Raw genomic sequence first — 26,027 nt, 5'->3', positions numbered from 1 at the left:
GGCACCATGGCCCGCAAGAACTCCGCATCGACCGGCGCGCCCTCCGCAGGCGACCCGGTCGGCAAGCAGAAGAAGCCCAAGAAGCAGCGCTGGTACCACCAGGTGTGGTCCGCGTACCAGATGACCCGCAAGCAGGACCCGGCAGTGACCTGGGTCATGCTCGGCGTGTTCGTCGGCATCCTCGCCGTGGCGCTCGGGATCGGGCTGTGGTGGGGCCAGTGGGTCTACACCCTGATCGTCGGGATCCCGTTCGCCGCGCTCGGTGCGATGTTCGTCCTCACGCGGCGGGCGGAGCGTGCCGCCTACCAGCAGATCGAGGGCCAGCCGGGCGCCGCCCGGGCCGCGCTCGGCACGATCCGGCGCGGCTGGACGTTCGACGAGGAGCCGGTCGCGATCGACCCGCGGACCCAGGACCTCGTGTTCCGCGGGGTCGGCCGTGCCGGTGTCGTCCTCGTGAGCGAAGGCCCTCCGGGTCGCGCCAAGCGCCTGCTCGACAGCGAGCGCAAGCGGGTCGCCCGCGTGCTGCCCAACGTGCCGGTCACCACGGTCCAGGTCGGTGACGGCGAGGGCCAGGTCGCGCTGCCGAAGCTGCCGCGCACGGTCCAGAAGCTGAAGCCCACCCTCACCAAGCCGGAGACGGCCCAGGTCTCCAAGCGGCTGCGCGCGCTGGGCGCGGCACGCCTGCCGATCCCGAAGGGCGTCGACCCGACGCGCGCCCGGCCGGACCGCAAGGGCCTCAAGGGTCGCTGAGCCGTACCCGCCGCGCGGACCGCCGTCCGTGCCAGGACGGACGGGCGTCAGGAACGGACGAGCAGGGTTCCAGCCGCGCGGTCGTGCAGGCTCCGTCCGTCCGTGTCCCACACGACCGCAGGGACGACCAGGCACAGCAGGAGGGTGCGCAGGACCGCGCGGCCCAGCCCCACCATGCGGGCCGGGTCGTCCGCGCGCCGGACCCGCATCCCCAGGAGGCGGTGTCCCACGGTCGAGCCCAGCGTGCTCACGAGCAGCACGTTCTCGATCGCGAACACCAGGGGCTGAGACCACACCGGCAGCGCAGAGATGCCCTCGAAGAATCCGTGGGCGGCGGGACGGAAGAAGAGGTAGGCGACCAGGGTCGCGAGCGTCCAGTCGACGACCAGTGCGACCACGCGTCTTCCCAGGGTCGCGAGCGATCCCGGACCCTCGGGCGGCAGCCCGAGCCGCGCACCGCGCCCCTCTCGTCCGTCCGACCCGCCTCCGGGCGAGCCCTCGAGCCACGACCCCATGTCTCCGCGTGAAACCACGGGCACCAGCCTACGTTTCGCCGTGTCGCAGCATGGACACCCGCGACGCCTCGACGCACGCGGCGGTAGGGTTTCGCACGGCGCACCGGCCCGTCACCGGCTGCGGCTCGCCTCGTGGCGACTCGTGCGTAGCACGAACGTCACACAGGGACGCCGGACGTAACACGGACGAAACAATGGGTACACGGCTTTGAAACGGCCACGGCCTAAGTTCGTGGGCGCCACGTCAGCGGCTCGCCGCCGATCAGCCCGAGGGCATCACCCGATCAAGGAGCAAACGGATGTTCAACAGCGCGGAGGAGGCAATCGCCTTCACGCGGAGCGAAGGCGTCGAGTTCGTCGACGTCCGGTTCTGCGACCTGCCCGGCATCATGCAGCACTTCAACATCCCCGTCGCCCAGTTCGACGAGGCCGCCTTCGAGGACGGCCTGATGTTCGACGGATCGTCGATCCGCGGCTTCCAGGCGATCCACGAGTCGGACATGAAGCTCGTGCCGGACGTCAAGACCGCGTTCGTGGACCCGTTCCGCAAGCGCAAGACGCTCGTCGTGAACTTCTCGATCGTCGACCCCTTCACGGGTGAGCCGTACTCGCGCGACCCGCGCAACATCGCCGCCAAGGCCGAGGCGTACCTCGCGTCGACGGGCATCGCCGACATCGCGTTCTTCGCTCCCGAGGCCGAGTTCTACGTCTTCGACGAGGCGCGCTTCGCGACGAACCAGCACTCGAGCTTCTACCACCTCGACTCGGTCGAGGCGGCGTGGAACACGGGTCGCGAGGAGGAGGGTGGCAACCTCGCGTACAAGACGCGCTACAAGGGTGGCTACTTCCCCGTCTCGCCGTCCGACCGCTTCGCCGACCTGCGTGACGAGATGGTCGCGACGCTCGGCCAGGTCGGGCTCGACGTCGAGCGCGCGCACCACGAGGTGGGCACCGCCGGTCAGCAGGAGATCAACTACCGCTTCAACACGCTGCTGCACGCGGCCGACGACCTGATGAAGTTCAAGTACGTCATCCGCAACGTCGGCTTCGAGGCCGGCAAGTCGGTCACCTTCATGCCGAAGCCCATCTTCGGCGACAACGGCTCAGGCATGCACTCCCACCAGTCGCTGTGGCTGAACGGCGAGCCGCTGTTCTTCGACGAGAAGGGCTACGGCGGCCTGTCCGACCTCGCCCGCTGGTACATCGGCGGCCTGCTCAAGCACGCGCCGTCGCTGCTGGCCTTCACCAACCCGTCGGTGAACTCCTACCACCGACTGGTGCCCGGCTACGAAGCCCCGGTCAACCTGGTCTACTCGGCCCGCAACCGCTCCGCGTGCATCCGCATCCCGGTCACCGGTTCGTCGGCCAAGGCCAAGCGTGTCGAGTTCCGCGTCCCGGACCCGTCGGCCAACCCGTACCTCGCCTTCGCCGCGCAGCTCCTCGCCGGCATCGACGGCATCAAGAACCGCATCGAGCCGCCGGAGCCGATCGACAAGGACCTGTACGAGCTGCCGCCCGAGGAGCACGCGCAGATCGCTCAGGTCCCGGCATCGCTGGGCGAGGCGCTCGACGCGCTCGAGGCCGACCACGAGTACCTGACCGAGGGCGACGTCTTCACCCAGGACCTCATCGAGACCTGGATCGACTACAAGCGCACCAACGAGATCGACCCGATCCGGCTGCGCCCGCACCCCCACGAGTTCGAGCTCTACTACGACATCTGACAGTCGGAGTTGAGCACGCCCCGCCAAGGGGTCTGAAACGGCGTCTGACCTGTACGAACGCTTCGCAGCGTTGGGCAGCGTCGGACGCCGTTTCGCGTCGTCGTGTGCCATCCGTGTGTGAACTGTGGCCGGAAGCACGGCGACCATCGCGGAGCGCTGTCCGTCGGCCTGCCGGGCGACTCGGGGCCCACGACTGGCTGGCCGCCACGGTGGGTGACCCTTCTCGCACGGTTGCGGTCGGTCGACGGGCACGACGTCGGCGTCCCCGGCGCTCGTCAGCCCGCGCGGGCGACCTCGACGCGCTCGACGGCGTCGTCCAGCGCATGGGCGGACGGCAGCTCGGCAGCCGGGCGGAGCCCGGCATAGCCCTCGGCCTCGGCCTCGCGGCACCTGCCCTGGTAGACCTGCCCGCCGCCGAGGTACACCGCCATCTCCGCACGCTTGCCGGGCACGTTGCCGCCGAGGAACCAGGCGCCCGCCTTCAGCCCCTCGGTGTACATGACGGTCGCCCTGGCGGCGCGATCGGTCTCCGTGCGCCACCACTCCTCCGCCGCACGCGTCGCCTCGAGCTGGTCCACGTCGTTGTCCCGCGCGAACGTGATCGTGCGCTGCAGCCACTGCGCACCGAGCTGGACCGGCACCGGCAGGTTGGACAGCGGCGTCTGCGGGCCGAGCGACATGAAGAAGTTCGGGAACCCGTGCACCGAGATCCCCAGGTAGGTACGCAGCCCGTCGCGCTCCCAGCGCTCGCGCAGCGTGATGCCCTCGCGCCCGACGACGTCGATCGCCGTCAGGGCCCCGGTCATCGCGTCGAACCCGGTAGCGAGCACGAGCACGTCCAGCTCGTGCTCGACGCCGTCGACGACCACGCCGCGAGGCGTGACCTGTGTGATCGGTGTGGCGAGCACGTCGACGAGCTCGACGTTCTCCCGGTTGAACGCGTCGTAGAACCCGTGACCCGTCGGCGGACGCTTGCCCATGAAGGTGTACGTCGTCGGGCACAGGGCCTGCGCGGTGCCAGGGTCGGTCACGGTCTCGCGGATCTTCGACCGGATGAACTCGGACGCGTACTCGCTGGCCTCGGGGCTCGTCATGACGTCGGTGAAGCACTCCATCGCGAAGTGGAAGCCGCCGGACCGCCACCTCGACTCGAACACCTTGCGCCGCTCGTCCGCGTCGACGTCCAGCGCGGAGTGCGCAGGGAAGTCCATCGGCACCCCGAACGGGTGCTGCGCCGCACGCTCGAACACCGCGTCGTAGTTCTCGCGGAGCCACGCGAGCTCGGTCGGCGTGACCGCGGGGCTCGTCGACTCGACGACGTAGTTCGGCGTGCGCTGGAAGACCGTCACGTGCGCGGCCTGCCCGGCGAGCTCCGGCAGCATCTGGATCCCGGACGCCCCGACCCCGATCATCCCCACGCGCTTCCCGGTGAGGTCCACGCCCTCGTGCGGCCAGCGGGCGGAGTGGTACGCGGGACCGGCGAACGAGTCGATCCCGGGGATGTCCGGGTACACGGGGCGAGACAGCAGACCGGTGGCCGACACGAGGTACGTCGCCTGCAGCCGGGAGCCGTCCGCGAGCGAGAGCGTCCACAGGTTGGTGGCGTCGGAGTGCTCCGCACGCTCGACCCGGGTGCTCAGCCGGATGTCCCGACGCAGGTCGAGCCGGTCCGCGACGAACTCGAGGTACGCGCGGATCTCCTCGCCGCGCGGGTACCGCTCGGTCCAGTCCCACTCGTCGCGCACCTCGGTGGAGAACGTGAACGCGTAGGAGTCGTACGCGGAGTCGGTACGCACGCCCGGGTAGCGGTTGGACCACCAGGTCCCGCCGATGCCGTCGGCACCGTCGACGACGAGGGTGGACAGCCCGATCTCACGGAGATGGTGGAGCATCGCCAGGCCGGAGTACCCGGCCCCGACCACGACCGCGTCGTACATCTCGTGGTCAGCGCGTGCGGTGTTCATCATCTGTTCCCCCTCGTCAGGCGGGCGACACGGTGCGATGCGCCCGGATGCCTACGGCGTCGCGGTACACCGTGCCACGGCGGCATCCGCAGCGCCAGAGGTTGCAGCGCCCTCGCGAGCTCGTGAGCGGCGTGCTCGGATGCGACCACGAGACGGCGAGCAGGACAGTGCAGACCGCTGGCGACCGCCCCTCACGCCGCGGCGCGGTCAGTCCTCGCCGTAGAAGAGGGGCTCCATGACGGCGCGTGCCCGGCGGGCGGTGCGCAGGTAGAGGTCCTCGAGCTCCGCGCCGGTCTCCACGCCCTCGAGGTCGAGCACACGGGCGAGCCCGTACAGCGCCTGGCGGTCGTGCGGGAGCACGTCGGCGCCCGTCCCGCCGGACCGGCCGGACCACAGCACGAGAGCGCTGCGCAACCGGGACGCGAGGAGCCACGCCTCGCCGAGCACCGCGGCGTCGTCGGGGGCCACCAGGCCCGCCTCCACCGCCGCGGCGAGCGCGTCGACGGTCGACGTCGTGCGGAGCCCCTCCAGCTCGTGCGCGTGCTGGAGCTGCAAGAGCTGGACGACCCACTCGACGTCCGCCACTCCCCCGCGTCCGAGCTTGAGGTGACGCGACGCCTCGACGCCCCGGGGCAGTCGCTCGGACTCGACCCGGGCCTTGATCCGCCGCACCTCCCGGAGCTGACCGGCATCGAGACCCCCGACGGGATACCGGACGGGGTCGACCACGCCGAAGAACGCGGCACCGAGACCCGGCAGGTCGCCCGCGACGGCCCGGGCGCGCAGCAGCGCCTGGGACTCCCACACGCTCGACCAGCGCTCGTAGTACTCCGCGTAGGACGCGAGCGAGCGCACGAGCGGGCCGTTGCGCCCTTCGGGTCGCAGGTCCGCGTCCACCGGCAGCGCCGGCTCGGGGCCGACGGCCGACAACAGCTTCCGCAGGCGCGTCGCGACCCCGGTCGCGTAGCTCTGGGCGTCCTGCTCCGAGGCGCCTGCCACCGGCTCGTGGACGAACATGACGTCGGCGTCGGAGCCGTATCCCATCTCGCGGCCGCCGAGACGTCCCATCGCGACGACGAGCACCCGGGCGGGGGCCGACGCCGGGACCTGCGCGTCGTACCCGAGCTCGCCGCGCGCGACGAACTCCGCGATCCGCAGCCCACCGACGAGGACGACGTCCGCGGCGTCGGAGATGCTGCGCGCCGCGCTCACGGCGTCGACGAGCCCCAGCACCTCGGCCGCACCGGTCCGCGCGAGCTCGCGGCGGCGCACCGCCCGCAGGCTGACGGTCGCCGGGCCCGACTCCTCGGCACGGGTGAGGATCGCATCGGTCTCGGACACGAGCCGCTCGGCGCCGCGCGGCTCGAGGTCACGGTCGGAGGCGAGCCACCGCACCGACTCGGGCGAGCGGTCCATCGCGTCCGCGAGGTAGCGCGAGCTCGAGAGGAGCTGGGCGAGGCGGTGCGCCGCGGTGCCGGAGTCCCGCAGGAGCTTGAGGTACCAGTGGGTGGCACCGAGCCCCTCCGACAGCTTGCGGAACGCGAGGAGACCCGCGTCCGGGTCGGCGCCGTCCGCGAACCAGCCCAGCATGACGGGCAGGAGCTGGCGCTGGATCGCCGCGCGCCGGCTGACACCCTCGGTCAGCGCGGTCACGTGCCGCATGGCCCCGGCGGGGTCCCGGTAGCCGATCGCCGCGAACCGCACCTTCGCGGCGTCGGGCGTCAGGCTCGCCTCGTCGGGCGAGAGCTGCGCGGTCGCCGGCAGGAGCGGGCGGTAGTACAGCTCCTCGTGCAGGGCGCGCACGTCGCGACGCGTGTCGCGCCACCGCTCCACGAGCCCTTGCGCACCCTCGGCCCGCATCCCGAGCGAGCGGGCCAGGCGGCGCAGCTCGTCGTCGTCGGTCGGCACCAGGTGCGTGCGCCGCAGCCGGACGAGCTGGATGCGGTGCTCCAGCGCCCGGAGGAACCGGTAGCACACCCCGAGCCGGGCCGCGTGCTCACGACCCACGTACCCGCCTGCCGCGAGCTCGGTGAGCGCGGTCAGGGTCCCGCGGCTGCGGATCGACTCGTCCGCACGGCCGTGGACGAGCTGGAGGAGCTGGACGGTGAACTCGACGTCACGCAGCCCGCCCTTGCCGAGCTTGAGCTGGCGGTCCGCCTCGGCGGCCGGGACGTGGTCCTCGACCCGCCGGCGCATCGCCTGGGAGTCCTCGACGAAGTTCTCCCGGCCGGCCGCGGCCCACACGAAGGGCGAGACGGCCTCCTCGTACTCCAGACCCAGCTCGCGGTCCCCGGCCACGGCGCGCGCCTTGAGCAGCGCCTGGAACTCCCAGGTCTTGGCCCAGCGCTCGTAGTACGCGACGTGGCTCGCGAGTGTGCGCACGAGCGGACCCTGCTTGCCCTCGGGTCGCAGCGCCGCGTCGACGGGCCACAGGGGCGGCTCGCCCGAGGTGCCCGAGCACGCCCGGGCCAGCCCGGTCGCCAGGCGCGCGCCGACGCTCGTGGCGTACGCCTCGTCGTACCCGTCGACCGGTTCCACGACGTAGACGACGTCGACGTCGGAGACGTAGTTGAGCTCGCGCGCGCCGCACTTGCCCATCGCGACGACCGCGAGACGCACCCCCTCGCCGTCGTCGTCCAGCTCGCTGCGCGCGATCGCGAGCGCCGCCTCGAGCGCGGCCCCCGCGAGGTCCGCCAGCGCGGCTCCCACCCCGGGCATCCGTGACAGCGGGTCGACGACGGTGAGGTCCGTCGCGGCGATCCGCAGCAGCCGTTCGCGATAGGCCCGCCGCATGCCGTCGACCGCCGCGGGACCGGGCTCGGCCGCGACCGGGACGGGCGCGTCGGGATCGGCGTCGACGGCCCGCAACAGCTCGGCCCGGACGAGACGCGCGTCGACGCCCGTCCCGGGCGTCGGGTCGGCGACCAGGCGGAGCAGCGACGGACGACGCACGAGGTCGTCGCCCAGCGCGACCGAGGCGCCGAGCACGGCCAGCAGCCGGTTCCGGGGCGGTCCCGCGACCAGGAACCGTCGGGCCAGGTCGACGTGCTCGTCGTCGCGCAGCACCGCCGACGCGAGGCGCACCACCTGCAGGAGCGCGAGATCCGGGTCGGCGCAGTCGCCGAACGCGGCGAGCAGGTCGTCGTCGACGTCGGGTGCGTCGCCGGTGCGCGATCCCGCGCCCCCGACGCCGGCGAGCTCGAGCAGCTGCGCGAGGTCCCGGTCGGTCAGCAGGCCCGCGGACCGGGTGATGTCGGCGAAACCGTACCGGGCGAGACGGCTCGTGAGCGTCCGGCGCCGACCGCTCGAGGGTCCCGCCGCTGGGGTCGTCACCGAGCCGCTCACAGGACCTGGAGGAACCGCTTCAGCTCGAACGGCGTGACCTGGGCGCGGTAGTCGTCCCACTCCCGGCGCTTGTTGCGCAGGACGAAGTCGAAGACGTGCTCGCCCAGGGTCTCGGCGACCAGCTCCGAGGACTCCATGACGGACACGGCCGCGTCGAGGGACTGCGGGATCGGCTTGATGCCGAGCGCGCGGCGCTCCGCGTCGGTCAGCTCCCACACGTCGTCCTCGGTGGCCTCGGGGAGGTCGTAGCCCTCCTCGATGCCCTTGAGCCCGGCGGCCAGCATGACGGCGAACGCGAGGTAGGGGTTCGCGGCAGAGTCGAGCGCGCGGTACTCCACCCGGCTCGAGTTGCCCTTGCCCGGCTTGTACATGGGCACGCGCACGAGCGCCGAGCGGTTGTTGTGCCCCCAGCACACGTAGCTCGGGGCCTCGGCCCCGCCCCACAGTCGCTTGTACGAGTTGACGTACTGGTTGGTGATCGCCGTGATCTCGGCCGCGTGGACCAGCAGTCCCGAGATGAACTGACGGGCCGTCTTCGACAGCTCGAACTGGGCGCCCGGCTCGTGGAACGCGTTGCGGTCGCCCTCGAACAACGACATGTGGGTGTGCATGCCCGAGCCCGGCTGGTCCGCCATCGGCTTGGGCATGAAGGACGCGAACACGCCCTGCTCGAGCGCGACCTCCTTGACGACCGTGCGGAACGTCATGAGGTTGTCCGCGGTCGTCAGCGCGTCGGCGTAGCGCAGGTCGATCTCGTTCTGCCCCGGGCCGGCCTCGTGGTGGGAGAACTCCACCGAGATGCCCATCGACTCGAGCATCGTGATCGCCGCGCGCCGGAAGTCGTGCGTCGACCCCCGCGCGAGGTGGTCGAAGTACCCGCCCTGGTCGACCGGCTGCAGCGGCGACTCGGCGTCGGCCGGCTGGTTGAACAGGTAGAACTCGACCTCAGGGTGGGTGTAGAAGGTGAACCCCTTGTCCCCCGCCTTCGCGAGCGTGCGCTTGAGCACGTTGCGCGAGTCCGCGAGCGACGGCTCGCCGTCCGGCGTGAGGATGTCGCAGAACATCCGCGCCGTCCCGTGCCGCTCACCGCGCCACGGGAGCACCTGGAACGTCGTCGGGTCCGGCTTGGCGATCATGTCCGCCTCGTACACCCGCGTCAGGCCCTCGATCGAGCTGCCGTCGAACCCGATCCCCTCGGCGAAGGCGGACTCCAGCTCCGCCGGGGCGACCGCGACCGACTTCAGCATCCCGAGCACGTCGGTGAACCAGAGCCGGATGAAGCGGATGTCGCGTTCCTCGACCGTGCGGAGCACGAATTCCTGCTGCCTGTCCATGCGCCCATCCTGCCTGATCCGTGTGACGTTTGGGTGACACGGACCGAGGCGCGGACGTGACGGGCGTCTCGGCAGCCGTCCTGCGCGGCTCGCCACACCCGGTGTGCCGTCCCCTAGGCTGGAGCACATGGCTGATCTGCGCGTCGCGCTGGCACAGGTCGACACGTGCGTGGGAGACCTGGACGGCAACGCCGCCCTGGTGCTGGCGCGCACCCGACAGGCCGCCGCCGCGGGCGCACGGCTCGTCGTCTTCCCCGAGATGACCCTCACCGGGTATCCGATCGAGGACCTGGCCCTGCGCGCGTCGTTCCGCCGCGCCGCGTGGGCCGCCGCCGCCGACGTCGCGGCGCAGCTCGCCGCCGAGGGCCTCGGCGGGACCGCCGTCGTGCTCGGCACCGTGGGCACCGCGGGGAACCCGCGCGGCGCGGGGGCCGCCGAGCGCGAGGCCTCCGGGTCGCCGCGTGACCTCCCGACGAACCGCGCGGTCGTGCTGCGCGACGGCGCGGTCCAGGCCGCGTACGACAAGCACCACCTGCCGAACTACGGCGTGTTCGACGAGTTCCGCATCTTCGCCCCGGGAGAGACCACCACCGTGGTCGAGGTCGCCGGGCGACGCGTGGGCATCGCGATCTGCGAGGACATCTGGCAGGAGGGCGGCCCCGTCGCCGAGATGGCGACGCTCGACGAGGCCGGCAACGGTCTCGACCTGCTCGCCGTGCTCAACGGCTCGCCCTACGAGGAGGGCAAGGGCCACGTCCGGACCGACCTCGCGGCGCGCCGCGCACGCGAGGTCGACGCGCCCGTCGCGTACGTCAACCTCGTGGGCGGGCAGGACGACCTCGTGTTCGACGGCGGCTCGTTCGTGCTCGACCGGGCCGGTGACGTGGTCGCCCGCGCGCCTCGGTTCGTCGAGGACCTCCTCGTGTGGGACCTGCCCGACGACGGCGCCGCCCCGCGGGGTCCGGTCTCCCCCGAGCTGCACGCCGACGAGGAGGTCTACCGCGCGTGCGTGGCAGGGCTCGCCGGGTACGTGCGCAAGAACGGTTTCCGCTCGGTCGCGCTCGGGCTGTCCGGCGGCATCGACTCCGCCCTGACCGCCACGATGGCGGCGGACGCGATCGGCGGGAGCAACGTCGTCGGCGTCTCGATGCCCTCGACCTACTCGTCGGAGCACAGCAAGGACGACGCCGCCGATCTCGCGAAGCGGCTCGGCGCCGACTACCGGGTCCAGCCCATCGCACCCATGGTCGCCGCGTTCCAGGACCAGATGTCGCTCGACGGCGTCGCGGAGGAGAACCTGCAGGCACGCGTGCGCGGCGTCGTGCTCATGGCGATCTCCAACCGCGAGGGTCATCTCGTCATCGCGCCGGGCAACAAGTCCGAGCTCGCCACCGGGTACGCGACGATCTACGACGCCGGCAGCATCGGCGGGTTCGCACCGCTCAAGGACGTCGACAAGTCGCGCGTGTGGCAGCTCGCGCGATGGCGCAACGACAAGGCCCTGGACGCCGGCGAGATCCCGCCGATCCCCGAGTCGTCCATCACCAAGCCCCCGTCGGCCGAGCTCCGTCCCGGCCAGACGGACCAGGACTCGTTGCCGCCGTACGACCTGCTCGACGAGGTCCTCGACGCGTACATCGAGCACGCCGAGGGCCGCGCCGAGCTGCTCGCGCGCGGGTTCGACCCCGACGTCGTCGACAAGGTCGTCACGCTCGTCGACCGCGCCGAGTGGAAGCGCCGACAGTACCCCCCGGGCCCCAAGGTCACGGCCCTGGCGTTCGGCCGCGACCGGCGCCTGCCGATCACGTCCCGGTGGCGCGAACCGCTCGACTGACACCACGCCCGGAGCACCGCACGCACGCACCAGCTCTTGCCCAGCCCTACCCAGGAGAGGCCGTCGATGTCCGCCCACACCCCGCCCGACCCGTCCCTCGCCGGCGGTCCTGCCGCGCCGCCGCGCCGCGTGCGCGTGCACCACCTCACCGAGCTGAAGGCACGCGGCGAGAAGATCACGATGCTCACGGCCTACGACGCCGTGACCGCACAGATCTTCGACGCCGCAGGGATCGACGTGCTGCTGGTCGGCGACTCCATCGGCAACACCATGCACGGGCACCCCACGACGCTGCCCGTGACCGTCGACGACCTGATCCCGCCCGCGCGGGCGGTGGCCCGTACCGCCCGCCGCGCCCTCGTGGTCGTGGACCTTCCGTTCGGGTCGTACGAGGCCGGACCCGAGCAGGCGCTCGCGACGGGCGTCCGCTTCCTCAAGGAGACCGGCGTCAACGCGGTCAAGCTCGAGGGCGGACGGCGCGTCGCGGCCCAGGTCCGGGCGCTCACGGACGCGGGGATCCCCGTCGTCGGCCACCTGGGCTACACGCCGCAGTCGGAGAACCTGCTCGGCGGGCCGCGGGTCCAGGGCCGCGGGGACGACGCCGCGGAGCGGCTCAGCGAGGACGCGCTCGCCGTCGCCGAGGCCGGGGCGATCGCCGTCGTGCTCGAGATGGTGCCCGTCGACGTCGCCGCGCGCGTCACCGAGATCCTGCGCGTGCCGACCATCGGCATCGGCGCCGGGCAGCAGTGCGACGGCCAGGTGCTCGTCTGGACGGACATGGCGGGGATGACCGACTGGTCGCCGCGCTTCGCCCAGCGGTACGCCGAGCTGGGCGAGGCGCTGGGCCGCGCGGCCGAGGCGTATGCGGCCGACGTGCGAGGCGGTGCGTTCCCCGACGAGGCGCACGGGTTCACCCGCTGACCCGAGGAGCGGCGTGCGTCGGTCAGCCGTCGGACGCCGCCCACGCGACGAGCCCGTCGACGACCGCCTCCGCGTACCGCTGGCGGCCGCCCTCGGTCTCCATGAGCGCGCCCTCGTCCGGGTTGCGCATCTCGCCGAGCTCGAGCATGACGACCGGTCGCTCCGAGTGGTTGAGCGTCGCCAGGTCGCTGCGCCGCGAGATCGCGCCGTCGTAGGTCGCCGACGGCGTGAACCCCGCGCCGGTGAGCGCGTCGACGAGCTCCTCGGCCAGCGCGAGGCTCGGTTCCCCCTGGGCCACGTGCGCGGGCGGGTCCGAGACGATCACGAAGAACCCGTGCGCAGCACGGTCCTCGGTCCCGTTGGCATGCACCGAGACGAGCACGTCGGTGTCGTGCTCCTGCGGGAAACGCCCCCGCGCGTCGACGCACGGGCCCACCCCGACGTCGTCGGGCCGGGTCAGGACCGCCGTGGCCCCGAGGTCCGCGAGCTCCTCCGCGAGCCGCGAGGACACGTCCCACGCGAACGCGTGCTCGGGGTACCCGCCGTCGGTCGAGGTCCCGACCGTGTTGCACGCCTTGGTCCCGCCGCGCCCGTCGGAGACGGGAGCGTTGATCGTCAGCGGGTGGTCCGCGTTGCCGCCGTCGTGCCCCGGGTCGATCGCGACCCGCAACCCGTCGAGGGGCGCCGGCGGGTCGTGCGCGGCACCGGCGTCGTCCGTCGCGGAGTCAGGCTCCGGCGGGACGGTCGACGGGTCGGGCGTCGGGTCGGGCCTCTCCGCCGAGACGGCGGCCTCGGTCGCGCCGGGTTGCGTGCCTGCACGCACCTGGAGCGCGACGAGGAACACGAGCCCGCCCACGACGAGGCCCGCGAGGAGCAGCCCGAGCCGCCCGGCCCAGGCGCGCCCGGGGCCGGTGCTCGGGGCATGGCTCACTCGCCACGCTCGCGACGGTCCTCGGCGTCCCAGGCGTCGCTGCGCTCGCGAGCCAGCCGCAGCGCGTCCTGCGCCTGCTCACGGGTGTCGTACGGTCCCATCCGGTGCGTCCACGCCCCGGCCCGGCCCTGGTGGACCTCGCCCGTCGCGGTGTCGTAGTAGTAGGCGTCGTCGCCCGATCCCTCGGTGTCTGGTGTGCTCATCCCCCGATCTTCCCTCAGATCACCCGCTCCCACCGCCGCCGTGCGCTCGGACCGGCCGCCGCGTTCGTAGACTGTGACCATGGCTGCACCGACCCCCGCGACGGCGCTCCCGGACGCCCGCGGCCCCCTGGTCCCCGGCGTCGTCGGGCCGCGACGCGCCGTCCCGTCGTCGATCCCACGCCCGGAGTACGTGGGCCGTCCCGGTCCGCAGCCCTTCACCGGCAGCGAGGTCAACGACCCCGACACGATCGAGCGCATCCGGGTCGCCGCGCGCATCGCCGCACGCGCGCTCGTCGAGGTCGGGCGTCACGTCGCTCCGGGCGTGACCACCGACGAGCTCGACCGCGTCGGGCACGAGTTCCTGCTCGACCACGACGCCTACCCGTCGACCCTCGGGTACCGCGGATTCCCCAAGTCATTGTGCACCTCGGTGAACGAGGTCGTGTGTCACGGCATCCCCGACTCCACGGAGCTCGCGGACGGCGACATCGTCAACGTCGACATCACGGCGTTCGTCGGGGGCGTGCACGGTGACACCAACGCGACGTTCGGCGTCGGCCGTGTGGACGAGGAGTCCGCACTGCTCGTGGAGCGCACGCGCGAGGCGCTCGCCCGGGGGATCAAGGCCGTCGCACCCGGTCGCGAGGTCAACGTCGTCGGCCGGGTCATCGAGCGCTACGCCGCGCGCTTCGGGTACGGAGTGGTCCGCGAGTACACCGGGCACGGCGTGGGGCGGGCGTTCCACTCCGGGCTCGTCGTGCCCCACTACGATGCGGCGCCCCTGCACGACACCGTGATCGAGCCGGGGATGGTGTTCACCATCGAGCCGATGCTCACTCTCGGTACGTCCGAGTGGCGGACCTGGGACGACGGGTGGACGGTAGTCACCGCAGACCACGCGCGGACCGCTCAGTTCGAGCACACGCTGCTGGTGACGGACGACGGAGCGGAGATCCTGACACTGCCATGAACGCACACGACAAGCACCCGGCCACGAGCTCCGACTCCCTCGCCTTCGGCATCGACATCGGCGGGAGCGGCATCAAGGGCGCGCCCGTCGATCTGACGACGGGCGAGTTCGCCCACGAACGCCGTCGCATCGCGACCCCGCAGCCCTCGACCCCCCAGGCCGTCGCCGAGGTCGTCGCCGAGCTCGTCGCCGACTACGACCTCCCGACGCACGTGCCGATCGGCGTCGCGTTCCCGGCACCGCTGTCGCACGGCATCGTCCGGTCCATCGCCAACCTCGACCCGTCGTGGACCGGGGTGGACCTGCCCGCGCTGGTGGCGCGGGAGACGGGACGCCACGTCGTGGCGGTCAACGACGCCGACGCCGCGGGGGTGGGCGAGGTCCGCTACGGTGCCGCGCGGGACGCCGAGGGCGTCGTCCTCGTCGCGACACTCGGGACGGGGATCGGGAGTGCACTGGTCGTGGAGGGCCACCTGCTGCCGAACTCGGAGCTGGGGCACCTCGAGATCGACGGGCACGACGCCGAGACCAGGGCGTCGGACGCCGCGAAGGATCGCGACGAGCTCGGCTGGGACGAGTGGGCGGAGCGGTTGCAACGCTACTTCGGTGTGGTGGAGGACCTGCTCTCGCCGGACCTCATCGTCGTCGGCGGCGGCGTGAGCAAGAAGCACGAGAAGTTTCTCCCGCTGCTGCACCTGCGGGCGCCCATCGTGCCCGCACAGCTGCGCAACGCCGCCGGGATCGTGGGCGCCGCGTCGCTCGCCGCGGAGGACGCTCGACGGAGCGCCGCCCGCCCCTGAGGCGCTGCTACCGACGGAGGAGCGACGGCGGCCGAGAGGCGTGGTCCACCCTCAGGCGGTGGTCACCTCGTGCCGGTCGGCGCCGAAGATGGCGTCGACCCCGAGCATGTGCAGCACGTCCGTCACGACGGGCGGCGGGTTGCGCAGGGTCACGGACAGCCCTTCCTCCGCACCGATCGTGTAGAACTGCACGAGGAACGCGATACCGGTCGAGTCCATGAAGGTGACCTTGGACGTGTCGATGACCACCGGCACGTCCCGTTCGAGCGCGTTCGCCAGTGCGGCGCTCGCCTCGCTGCGCAGGGCGACATCGATCTCGCCCCACATGTCGACCACGCTGACGGCCTCTTCCTCGAGGACACGGATTCCTCCGGTCTCGATGTCGCCGACCCCGTGCACTGTCTCCTGAACCTGCACCAGCACCGCCTCGCCTCTTCGTCCTGCCCCTCGACCCGCGGCCCGGCTTCCGACCGTCAGGACCACGCCGGCTGCTCGACGTGCCGCCCGCACACGGTGGTCTCGTCGTGCTTCGTCGCACATCGGGACCGCCACGAGAGGGCTGCGACATTCAGAGTACCGCACGGATGCCGCGAAATAGCCCCGGCGTGGCCAAGGCTTTACCCGCACGCGCGACGGCCGCCGACGGGACGCCTCGGGAGGCGCTCGTCGACGGCCGCGGTCACCCTGCGATCATCGTCAGCCGGTGCGTGTCAGCCGGTGTTCTGCAGACCTGCCGCCACGCCGTTGACCGTCAGCAGCAGGAGGTGCTGGAGCTCGTCCTTCACCGGACCCTCGGCGCCTGCCCGCAGCCCGCGCAACGCACGCACCTGCAGCAACGAGAGCGCGTCGACGTACGGGCTGCGCAGCTGCACCGCGCGACCCAGGACGCGCCGCCCGGCCAGCGGCCAGGCGTTGCCCGTGACCGCCAGGACCTGCTCGCGGGTCAGCCGCATCTCGTCCAGGACGGCCTGGGCGAGGTCGTCCCGGTCGCCGAGGGCCAGGTACTGCTCGGCGATCCGCTCGTCCGACTTCGCGAGCGACATCTCGACGTTGTCCAGCAGGGTCGCGAACAGCGGCCACTCACGGTGCGCCGCCTGCAGCAGCTCCAGGTCGCCGAACTCCTTCAGCGCCGTACCGAGCCCGTACCAGCCGGCCAGGTTGATGCGGGCCTGGGACCACGAGAACACCCACGGGATGGCCCGCAGGTCCTCGAGCGACTCGACCGAGAGCCCGCGGCGCGCCGGACGCGAGCCGATGGGCAGGAGGCCGACCTCCTCGAGGGGCGTGACCTGCGCGAACCACTGCGGGAAGCCGTCCGCCCGGACGAGCTCGTGGAAGCGCCGGCGCGACGACGCGTCGAGCGACGACGCGAGATCCCGGTAGCGTTCCGTCGCCTCCGAGTTGCGCCGCTCCGTCGACGGCGCGGACGCGAGCAGGGTCGCGGCCGCGACCTGCTCGATGTGCCGCGAGGCGATCGTCGGGTCGCCGTAGCGCGCGAGGATCACCTCACCCTGCTCGGTGAGCTTGAAGCGTCCGTCGACAGAGCCCGGCGGCTGCGCGAGCACCGCGCGGTTGGCCGGGCCGCCCCCGCGGCCGAGCGCGCCGCCGCGACCGTGGAAGAGCGTGAGCGTGAGGTCGTGCCGCTGCGCCCACTGCGCGATCCGGCTCTGCGCGTCGTGCAGCGCGAGCGTCGCGGCGACCGGCCCGACGTCCTTGGACGAGTCCGAGTAGCCGAGCATGACCTCGACGCGTCGCCCGTTCTCGGCCAGCCGGCGCTGCACCTGGGGCAGCTCGAGCATCGCCTCGAGGATGTCGACGCTGTTCCGCAGGTCCGCGAAGGTCTCGAACAAGGGGATCGCGTCGACGACGGGGGCTTCGTCGGCGCCCTCAAACGCGAGCTCCGCGAGCTGGTACACCGCGGCGAGGTGCGCGGGCTCCTGCGTGAACGACACGATGTACCGGCGCGCGGCCCGCGGGCCGTACCGCTCCTGGATGGCGCCCAGGGCACGGAACGTGTCCAGCACCTCCCGCGTGCGGTCCGCGAGCTCGCCGTGCAGTCCGTGCTCGTCGATGTCGGCGAGCGCGGCGGCGTGCACCTGCGAGTGCTGGCGCATCTCGAGCTCGGCGAGGTGGAAGCCGAACGTCTCCACCTGCCACACGAGCTGCTGCAGGTCGCCGTAGGCGGCCCGGGGCGCGCCCGCCGTGACCAGCGAGTCCTGCACGACCCGCAGGTCCGCCTCGAGCTGCTCCGGCGTGGCGTAGGCGAGGTCCGCGTCCCGCGCGCGCGTGGCAGCGACGCGGTCCGCGACCACGAGCATCACGGCGCGGTGCGGTTCGTGCGGCGACGCTGCGGACGCCGCTGCCGTGATCTCCTCGGAGAGCCGGCGCTGCCGCTCCCACAGGGCTCGGAGCCCGTCCGACGGAGGAGTCCCCTCCTGGTCGACCGTGAGCTTGCGCCCCACGAGCCGGCTCTGCTGCTCGAGCGCGGCGAGCGCTCGGTCCGCCGCGACCGCCGCAGCCTGCCTGCTGATCTCGGCGGTGACGTTCGGGTTGCCGTCGCGGTCCCCGCCGATCCAGGTCCCGAGGCTCACGAACGGACGGACGAGCGGCTCTTCACGACCCGCCTCGTCGCCCAGGAGCCAGTCGTCGAGGCGCCGGTAGACCGCGGGGAACGTGTCGAACATCGTGGCGTCGAAGACCCCGAGCGCCGTCCGGACCTCGTCGAGCACCGACGGCTTGTGCTCGCGGATGGGGGCGGTGCGCCACATCGTGTCGATCTCGGCGAGCAGGCGACGGTCGTTCTCCGCGAGGGACGTGCCGCCGAGTCCCTGCGAGTCGCGCTCGTCGAGCAGGGTGGCGATCCGACGCACCGCGCCGGACACGGCCCGGCGTCGTGCCTCGGTCGGGTGCGCCGTGAGCACGGGACGGAACTCGAGCCCGCGCAGCCGCCGCAGCGCCTCGGGCCGGCCGACCTCCTCGACGAGCTGGCCGAACGCCTCGGGGAGCGAGTCGTCCGGGGACACGTCGCGGGTCGCGAAGTCGGCCTCGCGCTCGCGCAGCACGCGCACGCGGTGGTACTCCTCCGCGAGGTTCGCGAGGTGGAAGTAGCAGGTGAAGGCACGCGCCACCTGTTCGGCGCGTCCCATGGTCAGCGACTCGACGTGGACCGCGGCCTCGCCGAGCGCATCGCCCGCGGGATCGTCGTAGGCGCGGATCACGAGCTCGCGCAGGCGCTCGACGTCGCCGAGCAGCTCCTGGCCGCCCGTCTCCTCGAGCACGGTGCCGAGCAGCGAGCCCAGGAGCCGGACGTCGTCGCGCAGCGGCGCGGGGACGTCGTGCCTGGCGAGCCCGCGGTCCGTGGCGTCGGAGGTCGCGCTGCCCAGGGTGGCGGGGGCGGTACCTGACGGTGTGGGAGGTGGGGAGAGGTCGTTCACGGGAACGAGAGTATTCCTTGACCGACCCCAGGTGTGAAATCGTCCGCTGGGTGATCGTCGCCGACGGTCATCGCGAGGCGCGCCGGGCACCGACCAGGACTGCGTCGAACGGCGCGTTCGAGGCGATGCGGTCCTCGACGCCGCGCGTCGTCACGTCCTTCGCGACCCCGACGGCGTCGGCGACGGCCGAGCCCTTGGCGATCTCCGCCGTGATCGCGGCCGCGAACGTGCAGCCCGCCCCGCTGACCCGCTCCTCGCCGATCTTCGGCACCCGCAGCACGTGCACGTCGTCCCCGTCGACGAGGACGTCCACCGCGTCCGGTCCGGGCAGCTCCACCCCGCCCTTCGCGACGACGTACTGCGGGCCGAGGTCACGGATGCGGCGCGCCGCGTCGACGAGCTCGTCGAGCGTCTCGATCCGGTCGACGCCCGCGAGCGTGCGGGTCTCGAACAGGTTCGGGGTCACGATCGTCGCGAGCGGCAGCACCTGCTCGCGCAGCGCGGTGTCGGTGTCGAGCGCCGCGCCCGGCTCCTGACCCTTGCAGATCAGGACCGGGTCCAGGACGACGTGCTCCCACGGTCGCGACCGCAGCGACGCCGCGACGACGTCGATCGTCGCGGGCGTGCCGAGCATGCCGATCTTGACGACCGACGGCTCGTGCGTGGTGACGGCAGCCTCGAACTGGTCCGCGACGACCTGGGGGTCGACCGGCACGAACCGGTGCGCCCAGCCGTTGCGCGGGTCGAACGAGACGATGCACGTCAGCGTCCCGACGCCGTAGGCGCCCAGCTCCTGGAAGGTCCTGAGGTCCGCCTGGATACCTGCGCCGCCCGTGGACTCGGAGCCGGCGATCACGTAGGCGATCGGGGTGTGCTGGGTCATCAGAGCCTCCTCGAGACGAGCGGGCCGGGGCCCGCCGGCGTTCGTGCGTACCGTCGCGTCGACGGACGAGGGTGCGGACGAGTCGGTCTGTACGCCGGGTTCTGTCCCCGCGCGCGGTTGCCCCCGCGCGGGTGACGGCCATCCATCTACGACGTACGTTGCCGCACGCCTCCAGCGGTCTACCCGGGAGCTCGGGCGAGCAGCCCTCGAACGCTCCCTGTCTGACCTTGCTCCAGGTGGGGTTTACCGAGCCGGACCGGTCACCCGGCCCGCTGGTGGTCTCTTACACCACCGTTTCACCCTTACCCGACCCGGCCGGAGCCAGGACGGGCGGTCTGTTCTCTGTGGCACTGTCCCGCGGGTCGCCCCGGGTGGGCGTTACCCACCACCTTGCCCTACGGAGCCCGGACGTTCCTCGGCGGGCGGACCTCGCGGCCCGCACCGACGCGGCCGCCCGACCGACTCGTCCGCACGGACCAGACTACCGGCAGCGGGACTAGACCTCGACGCGGTACCCGAGCGCCAGCTCGTCACCGCCGACGCCCCGGATCCCCCAGTTCTCGCGCGGGCTCTCCAGGACGACCAGCTCGACGTCGTCCGCATCGAGACCGAGCGCGGGAGCGACGTCGTCGTACACGGCCCGGACGAGCGCCCGCTTGGCCTCGGGGGTACGGCCGGTGAAGCACACGACCTCCACGACGAGGTAGGCGTCGGAGCGCGGGGCGACCAGGTCGCCGTCCTCCAGGAGCACGAAGCGGTGGAACCGCTTCTCCTCGGCAGCTGCCAGGCACGCACGAGCGCGGCGTGCAGCGCGTCCGACACCTGTGCGCGCCGCTCGCCCCAGACGCGACGCAGTCCGTAGATCTTCACCTGGGCCATCGAGCCAGCCTAGCGACCGTAGGGTAGGTCGGTGCTCGTGCTGCTGCCCCCGTCCGAGGGGAAGACCCCCGCCCCGGACGGCACCGCGCCCGTCGACCTCGCGGGCCTGTCCTCCCCGGGTCTCACCGCGCAGCGCGAGCGCGTGCTCGACGCGCTCGTCACCGCGAGCGCCCGCGACGACGCGGCCCGCGTGCTCGGTGTCAGCCCGGGCCTCGTCGCCGAGATCCGCCGCAACGTCGGTCTCCGCACGGCGCCCGCCGCGCCGGCCGCTCGGGTGTACTCCGGCGTGCTGTACGCCGCCGCAGACCTTGCCGGGTCGCTCACGATCGGGGGCGAGGCCGCAGCCCGGTCTCGCGACGACGTGCGCATCGTCTCCGCCCTGTGGGGTGCGGTCTCTCCCGCCGACCGGATCCCCGCCTACCGGCTGTCGATGGGTGTCGACCTGCCCGGCGTCGGGCGCCTCGCCGCGTCGTGGCGCGCGGAGCTCGGGACGGCGCTCGACGACCGGGCCGCGGGTGACGTCGTCGTCGACTGCCGGTCCGCCACCTACGCCGCGGCCTGGCGCCCCCGCACCGTCGGAGACGACGCCGCGCAGTGGGTCGCGGTGCGCGTGCTGCGCGAGGCGGACGGGAAGCGCGCAGTCGTCTCGCACAACGCGAAGCACACGCGGGGTGTGCTCACGGGACACCTGCTGCGCCGTCCGGGCGCGGTCGCGTCGGTCCACGACCTCACGAAGGCGGCCGACGAGCTCGTCGGGACCAGCCTGCTCGACGCCACGACGCGCGACGACGGCACGGGGCGGTTCACGCTCGAGCTCGTCGTCCGCTGACCACCGCGACGACCCGGGGTCCTCGCGTCCACCCGCGGGTCACAGGTCGCCCGGGACCCCCGCTGCGACCAGCTCGGTCGTCCCGTCGCCCCACAGCCGCAGGATGCTCACGGAGCCCGGGGGGACGCGGAGCAGGGACCACCGCGCCGGAGCCGCCTGCACCGCGACGCCGATCGCGGCGCGCACCTGCACGGCGTCCGCCACGACCACCGCCCCGCGATCGGCCGGGCCGGTCGAGCCGGTCGGGGCGTCCACGAGGTGGGTGCGCACGAGGTCCTCCAGCACGGCACGGACCTCTTCTCCCCCGTCCGGGGACGACGGACCGAGACGCTCGTCCGTGGTGACGCTCAGCCCGAGCCGACGGCCGACCGCCAGCGCGGTCTCCTGCGACCGTGCCGTCGGGGCTGCGACGAGCACGCTCGGGCGCGTGAGGTCGGCCCATGCGGAGCGCCCGAGCCGGAAGACGAGGTCCGCGGCACGCGCCGCCTGCGTGCGACCACGAGCGGTCAGGGACTCACCAGGACCCGTGGACCTGCCGGACCCGGCGACGGCACCGGCCGGTGTCTGCGCGCTGCGCACCAGCACGACCGTCAGAGCGGGCGCAGCACCGGGTCGCGCGTCGTCGCCCACCGTCCGCCCGCCGGAGGCCGACGGTCCGGCCTCGTCCGTGCCGACGAGAGGCTCAGCACCCGACGGCGCGGCCCGCGGGTGGTCGCGGACGAACCTGCCCTCGGTGTCCGTCGCCCGCGTCGCGAGACGGTCGGCGTCGGCGTTCTGCGCTCGCGGGACCCACTCGTAGGTCACCTGCTCGGGCGGCAGCACCGCCGCGGCCTCCGCGGCGAGGCGTCGCACGTCGTCGCGCTCGATCTGCCGCCGCCCGGACATCTGCTCGACGACGAGGCGCGAGCGGGTCCGGACCGTCACGCGCGCGTCCGGGTCGATCCTCGCCGCCGCACGCAGGCCCGCGACCAGCCCGGCGTACCCCGCCACGTCGTCGGTCGTCGCCCCGAGGAACATCGCCCGCTCGGCGAGCACCTCCCCGGTGGCGCCGTCGCGCACGAGCGCGCCGTAACCCGCGGGGCCCGGGTCGCCGCGCGATCCGCCCTCGGCCTCGACGACGAGGTCGCGCGTCGTCGCGTCGTCCCGACTCACTCCGCCGGGGCCTCGGTGCGGACGACGATGTGGCCGTAGTCCTCGAGCCGCACCACCTGTTCCGGGGCCGCCGACGTGATGACGTTGAGCTCCGCAGGGCTGAGGGACACGTTCAGGCCCTCCAGGTACCGACCGCGCAGGGCGACGACACCCCGGCCGCCGTTCTGGTCCCGCACCCGCTCGTAGAGCGCGAGGAGCCCGGAGTCGAGCCCCGCGACCAGCTCCGCGCGCCGTGCGGCCACCTGGGCCGCCTCCTCGTCGACCTCCGCGAAGCGTGCGTCGCGCGTCGCGACGACCTCGTCGCGGGCCGCCTGGAGCTCGGCGTTCGCCGCGTCCAGCCGGGCCAGCGCCGCGTCGTGCGCCTCGAGCCGCTCCATGACGTCGAGCTCGACCTCCTCGAGCGCGGACTGCCTGCGCGCGAGCGACTCGAGCTCGGAGACGAGCGCCTGCGCGTCCTTGGCGCCGACCTGCCCGGAGTCGAGGCGGCCCTGGTCGCGCGTCGCGCGGTTCCGGACCTGCTCGACGTCGGCCTCCGCCTTCGTCAGCTCACGGCGCAGGTCCGAGGCCGCGGTGCGCGAGTCGACGAGCGAGGCGGTGAGGTCCGCCACCTGCGCGTCGAGCTCGGCGATCCGGGCGAGCTCGGGCAGGTTGGCGCGCCGGTGGGCGAGCTGCTGGGTGCGCGTGTCGAGCTCCTGGACGTCGAGCAGGCGGAGCTGGTCGGCTGGGGGTGCGGTGGCCACGTGGTTCGTTCCTCTCGTGCGACCGGGGCCGGCCGTGGTCGGCCGGGCGGTCAGCGGGTCGGTTCCGGGGGCGGCGGGGCGGACGCGAACCGCGCCGTCCACGGGTCAGTGACGGTCGTGCTGACCCGGGTCTCGACGCTCGTCCCCCGCTCGGCGAGCGCACGGACCAGGTCCTGGGCAGCGTAGCGGAGCCAGGGCCACTCGGACGCGAAGTGCGGGACGTCCACGAGATACGGGGTCGCGGCCTCCCGGTCCGTCCCGTCGGGTCCGCCCGCGCCCGGCGCGCCACCTGTGCGGCTCTCGCGCCGGGCGCGCTCGCGCAGCTCGGAGACAGGGTGGTGGCGCAGGTCCGAGGTGAGGTAGACGTCCGCCCCGCTCGCGCGCACGGCGTCGAACAACGAGTCTCCCGAGCCGCCGACGACCGCGACCGACTCGACCCGGGCGTCGAGCTCGCCCGCGACGCGCACGCCCTGGACCGTGGCGGGCAGGACGCTCGCCACGCGCTCCGCGAACGCCCGCAGCGTCGTCGGTTCCGCGAGCCGGCCCACGCGACCCGTACCGGTCAGGCCCGAACCGGGTGCGGGGACGAGCGGGGTCCGGTGCAGCAGGTCGAGCGCGTCGGCCAGTGCGTCGGCGACACCACGGCGCGCTGCGTCGGCATTGGTGTGCGCGACGTACAGCCCGCACCCGCCCCGGATCAGCCGGTGGACGAGCGCGCCCTTGAAGGTGGTCGCGGCGACCGAGTGGACGGGGCGCAGGTACAGCGGGTGGTGCGTCACGAGCAGGTCGGCGCCCCACTCGAGCGCCTCGTCGGCGACGTCCTCGACCGGGTCGACGGCGAGCAGGACCTTGCGCACGGGTGCGTCCGGGTCGCCCGCGACGAGCCCGACGGCGTCCCAGTCCTCGGCGGTCGACGGCGGGTAGAGGGCGTCGAGGCTCCGCGCGACCCCACCGAGCATGGGAGAGGCGGACGGTGCGGGGGCCGCAGCGTGCGGGTTCGGGTCGGACGCCATGTCGGCAGGCTACCCGGCGTGCCCGCCTACTTCGCCTGCGCGTAGTCGTCGACGACGGCGACGCTCAACGGGAAGTCGACCGGGAAGTCGCCGAACAGCAGCCTTCCTGCCTCCTCGGCGGCCGCCGCCACGACGGCGGCGACATCGTCCACCAGGGACTCGGGCGCGTGCACGACGACCTCGTCGTGCAGGAAGAACACGAGGTGCGCACGCCGTGCCAACGGCTCTGCCGCCGCACCGGCGACGTCTCCCGTCCCCAGCTCCCAGAGACGACGTCGGATCGACGCCAGCCAGCACAGCGCCCACTCGGCCGCCGTGCCCTGGACCACGAAGTTGCGCGTGAAGCGGCCCCAGGCACGGGTCTGCGCGCGTGCCCGTGCCGATGCGTCGGCGCCCTCGGCTCCGTCGGCGCCCTCGGCGGCGTAGGCACCGGTCTGCGCCGCGTGCCATGCCTCGCCCGGCCCGGGCGAGCTCCGCCCCAGTCGGGTGGTGACGGACTCGCCGCGCTCCCCCGCACGTGCCGCACGCTCGACGAGAGCGATCGCGTCGGGGAACGCTCGGGCCAGCCGTGGCAGCACGAGTGCGCTGTCGCCCGTCGTCCCGCCGTACATCGCGCCGAGCATGCCGACCTTCGCGTGCTCACGGCTCGCCACCGCCCCCGAGGCGACGATCCCGGCGTACAGGTCGACGCCCCGACCGGCGTCGGCCATCCGTTCGTCGGACGCGAGTCCCGCGAGCACGCGCGGCTCGAGCTGGGCGGCGTCGGCGACGACGAGCTTCCAGCCCGGGTCCGCGACGACCGCGCGGCGCACCTGGCGCGGCAGCTGCAGCGCTCCCCCGCCGCTCGACGACCACCGGCCCGTGACGACACCGCCGACGACGTACTCGGTGCGGAACCGCCCGTCGCGCACCCAGGTGTCGAGCCACGTCCAGCCGTTCGCCGTGAGCAGCCGCTGCAGCCTCTTGTACTCCAGCAGCGGCTCGACCACCGGGTGGTCGAGCCGCTCGAGGTCCCCCTTGCGCAGGGACCGCGTCCCCACCCCCGCGTACTGCAACGCCTTGAGCAGGTCGGGGTGCGAGTCGGGGTTCAGGGTGGGCGGCGCGTCGATCGCGGCACGGATCGTCCGGGCGAGCTCCTCCATGCGGGCGGGTCGCTCGCCCGGCCGGGGACGCGGCCCGAGGACGCCCGCGAGGATCTCGTCGTGGACGTCGGCGCGCCACGGCAGCCCGGCGTGGTGCATCTCCGCGGCGACGAGCGCACCTGCGGACTCTCCCGCCACGAGCAGGCGCAACCGGCCGGGTGCGTCGGGGCCGGTCGCCCCGGCGAGCGCGGCGAGCTGGTCCGCGAGCTCCGGCAGGGGGTCGAGGTCGGACGGTGCGACCTGCCCCCGTGGGGTCGCCCCACCGAGCTCGAAGAGCGCGTCCGGACGGGCCGGCAGGGTCGGGTCCGGACCGGCGGGGGCGGCACCCAGCGCGTCCCACTCCCCCGGAGGCCGTGTCGCGAAGGGTGTCCCGGCGGTCAGGGCCGACCGTCGCAGGATCGCCCGGGACAGGCGGAGGTCGTACGCGCGCTCGACCCGCCCGCCCGCCGCGAGGAGCGCCGGGTACCACCGGTTCGTGTCGTCCCACACGACACGGTCGGCCGCGCCGACGGTCTCGGCGAGCGTCCCGCGTCCGGTCGTCGTTGCGTCGCCGCGCGGGAGACCGTGGGCGTCTGCTCGTCGGAGCACGACGGACGTGCCCGAGCCGACGGCCCGGTCCCCCCGGTCCCGGGATCCGACGGCGCGCGCGACGGTCAGGTACACG

21 protein-coding genes and 1 other RNA gene are annotated in these 26,027 nt (G+C 73.2%); 7 read left to right on the top strand and 15 right to left on the bottom strand.

The window, feature by feature from the left end:
- The first annotated feature begins 6 nt into the window (after nt 1-6).
- Nucleotides 7-750: a DUF4191 domain-containing protein gene (locus IF651_RS00440; RefSeq protein ID WP_191827122.1), complete on the top strand. Its 744-nt coding sequence runs from the start codon at nt 7-9 to the stop codon at nt 748-750.
- A gap of 47 nt (nt 751-797) precedes the next feature.
- Here IF651_RS00440 and IF651_RS00435 read toward each other — a convergent pair whose 3' ends face one another.
- Nucleotides 798-1,283 carry an RDD family protein gene (locus tag IF651_RS00435; protein WP_191827121.1) on the bottom strand — a complete coding sequence of 162 codons (486 nt, stop codon included), beginning with the start codon at nt 1,281-1,283 and terminating at the stop codon, nt 798-800.
- 281 nt (nt 1,284-1,564) lie between these two features.
- Between IF651_RS00435 and glnA the strand changes: the two genes are divergently transcribed.
- Nucleotides 1,565-2,989 (top strand): type I glutamate--ammonia ligase, encoded by a 1,425-nt coding sequence (gene glnA / locus IF651_RS00430; RefSeq protein ID WP_191827120.1) that lies wholly within the window; start codon nt 1,565-1,567, stop codon nt 2,987-2,989.
- Between the two features lie 275 nt (nt 2,990-3,264).
- Here the strand turns inward: glnA and IF651_RS00425 are convergent, their stop codons facing one another.
- The 3 genes from IF651_RS00425 to IF651_RS00415 form a co-directional block, all read right to left on the bottom strand.
- Nucleotides 3,265-4,956, bottom strand: coding sequence for a flavin-containing monooxygenase (locus tag IF651_RS00425; RefSeq protein WP_191827119.1), 1,692 nt, complete (start codon nt 4,954-4,956; stop codon nt 3,265-3,267).
- A gap of 204 nt (nt 4,957-5,160) precedes the next feature.
- Nucleotides 5,161-8,286, bottom strand: a complete 3,126-nt coding sequence (locus IF651_RS00420; RefSeq protein ID WP_191827118.1) for a bifunctional [glutamine synthetase] adenylyltransferase/[glutamine synthetase]-adenylyl-L-tyrosine phosphorylase — start codon at nt 8,284-8,286, stop codon at nt 5,161-5,163.
- A gap of 8 nt (nt 8,287-8,294) precedes the next feature.
- The gene (locus IF651_RS00415; RefSeq protein WP_191827117.1) at nt 8,295-9,632 is read right to left on the bottom strand and encodes a glutamine synthetase family protein; all 1,338 of its coding nucleotides are present in this window, start codon (nt 9,630-9,632) and stop codon (nt 8,295-8,297) included.
- 127 nt (nt 9,633-9,759) lie between these two features.
- On the opposite strand from IF651_RS00415, the gene IF651_RS00410 reads away from it, so the two are divergent.
- Nucleotides 9,760-11,466 (top strand): NAD+ synthase, encoded by a 1,707-nt coding sequence (locus IF651_RS00410; protein WP_191827116.1) that lies wholly within the window; start codon nt 9,760-9,762, stop codon nt 11,464-11,466.
- Nucleotides 11,467-11,532: 66 nt separating this feature from the next.
- The gene (gene panB, locus IF651_RS00405; RefSeq protein ID WP_191827115.1) at nt 11,533-12,387 is read left to right on the top strand and encodes a 3-methyl-2-oxobutanoate hydroxymethyltransferase; all 855 of its coding nucleotides are present in this window, start codon (nt 11,533-11,535) and stop codon (nt 12,385-12,387) included.
- 22 nt (nt 12,388-12,409) lie between these two features.
- Here the strand turns inward: panB and IF651_RS00400 are convergent, their stop codons facing one another.
- Both IF651_RS00400 and IF651_RS00395 read right to left on the bottom strand, forming a co-directional pair.
- Nucleotides 12,410-13,318, bottom strand: coding sequence for an N-acetylmuramoyl-L-alanine amidase (locus tag IF651_RS00400; protein ID WP_191827114.1), 909 nt, complete (start codon nt 13,316-13,318; stop codon nt 12,410-12,412).
- Nucleotides 13,315-13,521, bottom strand: coding sequence for an SPOR domain-containing protein (locus IF651_RS00395; RefSeq protein WP_191827113.1), 207 nt, complete (start codon nt 13,519-13,521; stop codon nt 13,315-13,317). The genes IF651_RS00400 and IF651_RS00395 overlap by 4 nt, the downstream gene beginning before the upstream one ends.
- A gap of 79 nt (nt 13,522-13,600) precedes the next feature.
- Between IF651_RS00395 and map the strand changes: the two genes are divergently transcribed.
- Together map and ppgK are read left to right on the top strand one after the other, a co-directional pair.
- Complete coding sequence (gene map, locus IF651_RS00390) at nt 13,601-14,491, top strand: type I methionyl aminopeptidase (protein ID WP_191827112.1); 891 nt, start codon at nt 13,601-13,603, stop codon at nt 14,489-14,491.
- Complete coding sequence (gene ppgK / locus IF651_RS00385) at nt 14,488-15,291, top strand: polyphosphate--glucose phosphotransferase (protein WP_191827111.1); 804 nt, start codon at nt 14,488-14,490, stop codon at nt 15,289-15,291. The genes map and ppgK overlap by 4 nt, the downstream gene beginning before the upstream one ends.
- 51 nt (nt 15,292-15,342) lie before the next feature.
- On the opposite strand, the gene IF651_RS17915 is transcribed toward ppgK, so the two are convergent.
- From IF651_RS17915 to IF651_RS00360, 5 genes are all read right to left on the bottom strand, one after another.
- Nucleotides 15,343-15,708, bottom strand: coding sequence for an STAS domain-containing protein (locus IF651_RS17915; RefSeq protein ID WP_338403679.1), 366 nt, complete (start codon nt 15,706-15,708; stop codon nt 15,343-15,345).
- A gap of 293 nt (nt 15,709-16,001) precedes the next feature.
- Complete coding sequence (locus tag IF651_RS00375) at nt 16,002-18,674, bottom strand: phosphoenolpyruvate carboxylase (protein ID WP_191827543.1); 2,673 nt, start codon at nt 18,672-18,674, stop codon at nt 16,002-16,004.
- 118 nt (nt 18,675-18,792) lie between these two features.
- Nucleotides 18,793-19,608 (bottom strand): hydroxymethylpyrimidine/phosphomethylpyrimidine kinase, encoded by an 816-nt coding sequence (locus IF651_RS00370; protein WP_191827109.1) that lies wholly within the window; start codon nt 19,606-19,608, stop codon nt 18,793-18,795.
- Between the two features lie 74 nt (nt 19,609-19,682).
- An RNA gene (gene rnpB / locus IF651_RS00365) (RNase P RNA component class A) lies at nt 19,683-20,074 on the bottom strand.
- A gap of 30 nt (nt 20,075-20,104) precedes the next feature.
- Entirely contained in the window at nt 20,105-20,359 is a 255-nt protein-coding gene (locus tag IF651_RS00360; protein ID WP_338403678.1) for a tautomerase family protein, read from the bottom strand.
- 159 nt (nt 20,360-20,518) lie between these two features.
- Here IF651_RS00360 and IF651_RS00355 point away from each other — a divergent pair, with 159 nt between their 5' ends.
- Nucleotides 20,519-21,316: a peroxide stress protein YaaA gene (locus tag IF651_RS00355; protein ID WP_191827108.1), complete on the top strand. Its 798-nt coding sequence runs from the start codon at nt 20,519-20,521 to the stop codon at nt 21,314-21,316.
- A 39-nt stretch (nt 21,317-21,355) separates the two neighbouring features.
- On the opposite strand, the gene IF651_RS18100 is transcribed toward IF651_RS00355, so the two are convergent.
- Genes IF651_RS18100 through IF651_RS00335 form a run of 4 tightly spaced genes read right to left on the bottom strand, consistent with a single transcriptional unit; the run spans nt 21,356 to nt 26,020 of the window.
- Complete coding sequence (locus IF651_RS18100) at nt 21,356-22,468, bottom strand: reverse transcriptase-like protein (protein ID WP_191827107.1); 1,113 nt, start codon at nt 22,466-22,468, stop codon at nt 21,356-21,358.
- A complete protein-coding gene (locus IF651_RS00345) occupies nt 22,465-23,208 on the bottom strand; it encodes a CT398-like coiled coil hairpin domain-containing protein (RefSeq protein ID WP_191827106.1) in 744 nt (247 codons plus the stop codon). Before IF651_RS00345 ends, IF651_RS18100 begins: the two co-directional genes overlap by 4 nt.
- A gap of 50 nt (nt 23,209-23,258) precedes the next feature.
- The gene (locus IF651_RS00340; protein WP_422110420.1) at nt 23,259-24,221 is read right to left on the bottom strand and encodes a Nif3-like dinuclear metal center hexameric protein; all 963 of its coding nucleotides are present in this window, start codon (nt 24,219-24,221) and stop codon (nt 23,259-23,261) included.
- Nucleotides 24,222-24,247: 26 nt separating this feature from the next.
- The gene (locus IF651_RS00335; protein ID WP_194719737.1) at nt 24,248-26,020 is read right to left on the bottom strand and encodes a bifunctional 3'-5' exonuclease/DNA polymerase; all 1,773 of its coding nucleotides are present in this window, start codon (nt 26,018-26,020) and stop codon (nt 24,248-24,250) included.
- Nucleotides 26,021-26,027 lie beyond the last annotated feature (7 nt).

Origin of the sequence: Cellulosimicrobium arenosum (genome assembly GCF_014837295.1) — a bacterium.
Lineage (GTDB): Bacteria > Actinomycetota > Actinomycetes > Actinomycetales > Cellulomonadaceae > Cellulosimicrobium > Cellulosimicrobium arenosum.
This window is presented reverse-complemented; position numbering and strand designations above follow the sequence as displayed.

Bases quoted from the DNA above. Each gene is read 5' to 3' on its own strand.
- panB (WP_191827115.1), top strand. From the start codon at position 11,533: ATGTCCGCCCACACCCCGCCCGACCCGTCCCTCGCCGGCGGTCCTGCC.
- IF651_RS00425 (WP_191827119.1), bottom strand. From the start codon at position 4,956: ATGATGAACACCGCACGCGCTGACCACGAGATGTACGACGCGGTCGTG.
- ppgK (WP_191827111.1), top strand. From the start codon at position 14,488: ATGAACGCACACGACAAGCACCCGGCCACGAGCTCCGACTCCCTCGCC.
- IF651_RS00415 (WP_191827117.1), bottom strand. From the start codon at position 9,632: ATGGACAGGCAGCAGGAATTCGTGCTCCGCACGGTCGAGGAACGCGAC.
- IF651_RS00410 (WP_191827116.1), top strand. From the start codon at position 9,760: ATGGCTGATCTGCGCGTCGCGCTGGCACAGGTCGACACGTGCGTGGGA.
- map (WP_191827112.1), top strand. From the start codon at position 13,601: ATGGCTGCACCGACCCCCGCGACGGCGCTCCCGGACGCCCGCGGCCCC.
- IF651_RS00370 (WP_191827109.1), bottom strand. From the start codon at position 19,608: ATGACCCAGCACACCCCGATCGCCTACGTGATCGCCGGCTCCGAGTCC.
- glnA (WP_191827120.1), top strand. From the start codon at position 1,565: ATGTTCAACAGCGCGGAGGAGGCAATCGCCTTCACGCGGAGCGAAGGC.
- IF651_RS00395 (WP_191827113.1), bottom strand. From the start codon at position 13,521: ATGAGCACACCAGACACCGAGGGATCGGGCGACGACGCCTACTACTAC.
- IF651_RS00440 (WP_191827122.1), top strand. From the start codon at position 7: ATGGCCCGCAAGAACTCCGCATCGACCGGCGCGCCCTCCGCAGGCGAC.
- IF651_RS00340 (WP_422110420.1), bottom strand. From the start codon at position 24,221: ATGGCGTCCGACCCGAACCCGCACGCTGCGGCCCCCGCACCGTCCGCC.